4 protein-coding genes are annotated in these 6,252 nt (G+C 71.1%); all 4 read left to right on the forward strand.

Going from position 1 to position 6,252, the window contains the following annotated elements:
• Positions 1 to 3,951 (forward strand): bifunctional serine/threonine-protein kinase/formylglycine-generating enzyme family protein, encoded by a 3,951-nt coding sequence (locus tag D7V93_RS07235; protein WP_120642674.1) that lies wholly within the window; start codon positions 1 to 3, stop codon positions 3,949 to 3,951.
• 14 nt (positions 3,952 to 3,965) lie between these two features.
• Positions 3,966 to 5,069: a mannosyltransferase family protein gene (locus D7V93_RS07240; RefSeq protein WP_120642675.1), complete on the forward strand. Its 1,104-nt coding sequence runs from the start codon at positions 3,966 to 3,968 to the stop codon at positions 5,067 to 5,069.
• Between the two features lie 93 nt (positions 5,070 to 5,162).
• Positions 5,163 to 5,705, forward strand: a complete 543-nt coding sequence (locus D7V93_RS07245) for a DUF2378 family protein (RefSeq protein WP_120642676.1) — start codon at positions 5,163 to 5,165, stop codon at positions 5,703 to 5,705.
• A gap of 179 nt (positions 5,706 to 5,884) precedes the next feature.
• Positions 5,885 to 6,252: hypothetical protein (locus D7V93_RS07250; RefSeq protein WP_208722944.1), on the forward strand; the 368-nt coding region annotated here is incomplete at its 3' end.

Below are 6,252 nucleotides of genomic sequence, written 5' to 3' on the forward strand. Positions count from 1 at the left end.
ATGGCTAGCGTGCGGCCTCCTGACTCCGTGCGTCCGATCCCTTCCTCCTGCCTGACGGACGACGTCCTGGTCGAGTTCCTCGAGGACCGGTTGCCGGACGAGGCGCTGACCCTGGTCCACCGGCACGCCTCCGGGTGCGAGGCCTGCCGGAGCCTCGTGGCCCTGCTCACGCCTGGCATCCAGCGCCCGGCGGAGGAGGTCGCGGAGGTCCCGGTACCCGAGGACCCCACCCCGGAGCCAGGCCACCCCTGGGTGCCGCCGGAGTCGTTCGACGCGTTCCGCATCGAGCGGATGATCGGCCGTGGCGGCATGGGCATGGTCTTCCTCGCGCACGACACGTCGCTGGACCGGCGCGTGGCGGTGAAGTTCATGGCCTCGGCGCAGCCGGACTCCCTCGTCCGTGAGCTCTTCACGACCGAGGCCCGGGCGCTCGCGCGCCTGCAGCACGCCAACATCGTCAACGTGTTCAGCGTGGGCGCGGTGGACGGCCATCCGTACATCGTCTCCGAGTACGTCGTCGGCGAGAGCCTCGCGGAGCTGCCCCTGCCGGTGCCGTGGCGCCGGGTCCTGTCACTGGGCGTGGGCCTCGCCCGGGGGCTCGCGGCCGCGCACCGCCAGGGCGTGCTCCACCGCGACCTCAAGCCCTCCAATGCGCTCGTCACCCGGGACGGCGAGGTGAAGCTGCTCGACTTCGGGCTGGCCGAGCGTTTCGAGGTGGGCGCGGAGCTGGCCTCCGACTCACGGCTCCTCGTGGGCACGCCGCCCTATCTGTCGCCCGAGCTGCTCGCCGGGGCTCCCGCGACGGTGCGAAGCGACCTGTATGCGCTGGGGCTCATCCTCCACGAGCTGTGCACGGGGCAGGTGCCACGGCCGGGGGAGGCGTTGCCCCGGGCCGCGCTCGGCGCGGACGTCGATCCGGACTTCGCCGCCATCATCACGCGCTGCCTCGCGGTGGATCCGCAGGAGCGCTTCGTCTCCGCGGAGGCGCTGTGCGAGGCATTGGAGCGGTTGGAGCGCTCCATCGCGCCCGCGCCGCTGGTGGCCGGCAATCCCTATCGTGGCCTCGCTCCCTTCGCGGCCGAACACCGTGCGCTCTTCTTCGGGCGCGAGGCCGACATCCGCGCCGTGCTGGAGCGCCTGCGCACGCGCCCCCTGGTCCTCGTCGCCGGAGACTCCGGGGCCGGCAAGTCGTCGCTGTGCCGCGCGGGGGTGTTGCCCCGGGTGGCCTCGGGGGCGCTGGACGAAGGCCGTGAGCAGGTCATCGTCACGCTGTGGCCGGGGAGCCGTCCCCTCGATGCGCTGGCCGCCGCGCTCGCGCCGCTGCTCGGACGCAAGGAAGCGGAGCTCGTCGAGGCGCTGGTGGCCACGCCGGCCTGGCTCGGGCAGGCGCTGCGCGAGAGGTACTCCTACGGGCGCGGCCTGTTCCTGTTCATTGATCAGCTGGAGGAGCTCCTCACCCTCTCCGAGCCGGTCCAGGCCGCGCACTTCGCCCGGCTCCTGGGGGAGCTGGCCCTGCCGTCCTCGGGGGTTCACGTACTGATGGCGGTGCGCGGGGACTTCCTCACGCGCCTGTGCGCGCTCCCGGGCCTGGGGGACGAGGCCGAGCGGGCGCTCTACATCCTCCGCCCCTTGTCGCCGGAAGGCGTCCGCGAGGCCATCGTCGGTCCTGCGCGTTCCCAGGGCGTGGCCTTCGAATCCGAAGCCCTGGTGCAGACGCTCGTGGCCTCCACGGCGCATGGCGTGGGCAGTCTTCCGCTGCTCCAGTTCGCGCTCGCGGAGCTGTGGGAGCGGCGCGATCCCGCACGGGGCCGCATCACGCGGGAAGCGCTGGAGGCGATGGGTGGCGTCGCCGGAGCGCTGTCCCGGCATGCCGACGGGGTGCTCGCGCGGCTGAGCCCCGAGGAGCACACGGCGGCGCGGCGGCTGCTGCTCCAGCTCGTGACGGGGGAGGGCACGCGCGTCGAGCGGGGCGTGGACGAACTCGCGGAGGCTTCGGACACCGCGGCGCGCGCCGCCCTTCGTGCGCTCGTCGACGGTCGCCTCCTGCACATGCGCACGGAGGGTGGCCCGCCGCGCTGCGGGATCGCCCACGAGTCGCTCATCCGGAGCTGGGGCACGCTGCGCGACTGGCTGGATGACGACATCGGCCACCGGGCACTGCGCAAGCGCGTGGAGGCGGCCGGCGCGGAGTGGGAGCGTCTGCGGCGTGCCAGCGACGCCCTCTGGGGGCAACGGCAGCTCGAGGAAGCGCGGCTGCTGGAGCCTTCCACCCTGGGGTCGCGGGAGCGCGCCTTCCTGCGTGCCTCCCAACGTGCCGTGACCCGCGCGCGCTGGGGGAGGGGGATCGCGGTGCTGATCCTCGCGCTCGCGGTCCTCGCCTCCTATGGCGGGCTTCGCCTGCAGGCGCACCTGGAGGATTCGCGCTTCATCGCCGCGGAGCTGGGCACGGCGCGGGAGGCGCTCGTCGCGGGCCGCGCCCTCGCCGAGCAGGCCCGCGTGGGTCGCGAGGAGGCGATGGCGCTGTTCGACGGTCGAACGACCGCCTCCATGAAGCTCGAGGCCCCGCCAGGACCCGCGGGCCTCCGTCAGCTCGCCGAGCGGCGATGGACCGAGGCGCTCGCCCTGCGGGGCCAGGCGGATGCGGCCTACACCCGCGCCAGCCGGAGCCTGGAGCGGGGCCTGGATCGGGATCGGCACCACGTGGACATGCGCCGGCTCGTCGCGGAGGTCCTTCATGAACGCGTCCTCCTCGCCGAGCACTTCCTCCTGCTCGAGGAGCGTGGCGAGTGGCTGCGGCGACTGACGGAGGAGGTGGAAACCGCGAAGGCGGGCGGCGAGCGGCTGCGCAGCCTGCGGGCATCGGCGCAGCTCGAGGTCGTGACCACGCCTCCTGGCGCCCGTGTCGAAATCGAGCGCTACACCCAGCAGGAGGGAACGTTCCGCCGGGAGCCCGTTCCCGAGACCGGATGGTTGGGCCCGACGCCCCTGGCGGGTCTCTTCCTTCCCGAGGGCTCCTACGTGCTCCACGTCACGCAGCCGGGGCGTGTGCCGGTGGACCTGCCGCTGCTCCTCACGCACGGGGCCCGCGAAACCATCCGCCTCGTGCTTCCCACCGAGGTCCCCGAGGGTCATGTCTACATCCCGCCCGGGTGCTTCCTCCTGGGCCGCTCCGAGCCGGAGATGGTGCGGAAGTTCTCCTTCAGCCCGCCCCTTCATTGGTACTGCCTCACCGAGGGGTATGTGATTGGGCGGAACGAGGTGACGTTCAGCGACTGGTTGACCTACCTGGACGACCTGCCTCCCGACGCACCCGCGAGGCGGATCCTCGAAGAGCCGCGCTTCGGCCCCGGTGGGGCGGTCACGCTGCGGCAGCACCCCAACGGGGAGTGGCGCTTCACGTTCTATCACTCACCCGAGGTATTCCAGACGGCGAAGCAGGGCGAGCCCTTCGTCTACGCAGGGCGGCCCCGGCGGAACACCGTCGACTGGAAGCAGCTCCCCCTGTCCGGCGTCTCCGCTCAGGACCTGGACGGTTACTTCTACTGGCTCCACCAGACGAAGCGGCTGCCAGGAGCCCGCCTGTGCGGACAGCACGAATGGGAACACGCGGCCCGAGGCGCGGATGGCCGCCGCTATCCTCATGGCGATGAGCTCCAGCCCGACGACGCGAACATCGACGCGACCTACGACCGGCTGCCCCTGGCCTTCGGGCCGGACCCGGTGGGCGCCCATCCCGACTCCATGAGCCCCTTCGGCCTGGAAGACATGGTGGGCAACGCCTATGAACTCACGCGCTCCGTGACGCCGGAGTTCGGCCGCGTCGTGCTCCGGGGCGGCTCCTGGTATTACGACTCCTTCGTCGCGGCCAGCGCGGATCTCTCCCCGGGAGACCCGACGGCGCGCGACGTTCGGATCGGCGTGCGCGTCTGTGCCTCGTTCGAACCCAGGTAGACAGATGGGATTTCATGCCTTCTGACGCGGTAGAGACCCGCACCCGGCCCCTGACCTGGGCCCCCTGGGCACTCACGGCCCTGATGCTGGCCCATCACTTCGGGCTGTGGGCCTGGACGTCCGTCAGTCGCGGCATCCCCCTGCTCCAGATGCTGGATCGCTGGGACTCGCACCACTACAGCACCCTGGTGCTCGAGGGCTACTCGTGGCCGCTCTGGGCGTTCCTGCCGCTCTATCCGGGCGCGGTGTGGCTCCTGCGGGAGGGCCTTGGAGGGACGCTCGCGCCGCAGGTCGTGGGCTGCCTCCTGTCCACGCTGTGCCTCATCGCCTTCGTTGCCTTGAACTGGCACTGGAGCCGCCGTGGACGGTTGAGCGCGGCGATGACGCCCAGGACGGCGTGGGGTTGGTTCTTCTTCCTCTTCGGGCCCGCGAGCTTCACCCTGCACTCGCACCACACGGAGGGGCTCTTCCTCCTGCTCTCCTTCGGCGCGCTCGCCTTCGCCGCGCGAGGAGCCCTGGTCCCGTCAGCCGTGCTGGTGGCGCTGTGCATCTGGACGCGCAACCAGGGCACCTTCGTGGCGATCACCGCCGCGCTCCTCCTCGCGGGACGTGAGCCTTCGTGGCGGGCTCGCCTCACGCGCTTCACCGCCATGGGCGTCCTGGCCGTCCTGGCCTTCGCGGGCCTCCTGGCTTTCGAGTGGATGCAGTCAGGACATCCCTTCATGTTCATGAAGGCCCAGCGCGAATGGAACCACGTCGACTCCGTGTGGGGCGCGGTCCGGGGGCTCTGGTTCGGGAACCCCTGGCACAAGGGCTTCAACGGGTGGCTGGTGCTGCGCAACCTCTTCGGGGCGGTGTGGCTGGTGGCCGCGCTGGCGCTGCTTCGTCGCGACAGGGCGCTGGGCCTCTACGCGCTGCTGTCACTCGCGGTGATGCTGCCCCAGGGCGACCTGGGCAATGCGTTCCGCTTCGGCGCGGTGCTCTTCCCGGTGATGTTCCTCGCGGGGGACTGGCTCGCCACGCGACCCGGCTGGTTGCGCTGGTCGGTCGCGTTGCTGGCGGTGTGGCTGAATCACAAGGTCACCCACGCGTATGCCATTGGCAGGTGGGCCTATTGAGCGGGCCAGGCCGTGTTTCGCGCCCCGAGGAAGATGCGCTACGCTGCGCGCGCCGCGGCGTCATGGGAACGCCGCGCCGGGGATGGGTGATACGTGGCTGAAGAGATTGTCTATCGTCACACCATCGAGGGGCTCTTCCGCTCCATCGGTGACCGGCTCACCCCGGACCTGAAGCTCAGGCTGCGCGAGGTGGGCATGGACCTGGACGCGGAGGTCCCCCACAACACGTCCCGGCAGGTCTTCGCTGAAGCGCTCCGCATCACCGTGCAGTACCTCCACCCGGATGTCCCGGCGGAGGAGGGCTACCGGCTGCTCGGCATCGGCATCATCCAGGGGCTCGCCCAGACGCAGCTGGGCAAGGCGCTCGTGTCCATGTGGCCCATCTTCGGGCCCGAACGGGTCGTCGTCCGCATCCAGGAGAGCTTCGAGACGGTGAACAACTACCAGAAGAGCGAGCTCATCTCGAAAGGCCCCGCGCACCACCTCATCCGGGTGAGCGAGTGCAACGGCAACCCGGGCTACCTGCGGGGCATCATCGAAGCGGGCCTGGCCCGGGCGGGCGCGAAGAACCTGCGCGTCGAATCCTTCGACTTCGACGGCCAGGGCTGCACCTACCGCGTCCGCTGGGACCCCTGAGCCCCTGCGTCGCGCGCGGACGCGGACGCTTGCCGTGAAGACGCGCCGCCCCCGTCCTTTCCGGGGGATTGGCCCTCCACGCGGCGCCATCCCCAGCCGACACGCGGAAATCCAGGGAAGTGGCTCGCATCGTGCAGTCCAGGGCTTCGATGCACCCCCTTTCCAAGGACTGCTCTTCCATGAAGCGTTCTCGCCAATCCCTGCTGCTGTCCGGCGCCGTGGGGCTCACGGGCTGCCTCGCGCTGTCCCTCTCCGCGTGCAGGCTGCCCGAGGCCGACGCGGCCGAAGCCAAGGCTCCGAAGAAGCCCGCCGCCGGGAACGTGGTGCCGGCTTCGTCCAAGGCCCCCGACGCCCAGACCGCCACCGACGTCAAGACGCCGTTCGCCGCGGTCCGCCGCGCCTTCGAGCTCAACTCCGTCAACGCCAGCCCCTTCGCGGACAACAACGGGCAGATCCCCGCCCAGTCCCAGTACTCGGGGCCGCTGTTCAACCTGAGCCATGCCTACCCCACGAGCCCCGTCGCCCCGCCCGCCAATCCCCCGTGGAT

Source organism: Corallococcus llansteffanensis, assembly GCF_003612055.1.
GTDB classification, from domain to species: domain Bacteria; phylum Myxococcota; class Myxococcia; order Myxococcales; family Myxococcaceae; genus Corallococcus; species Corallococcus llansteffanensis.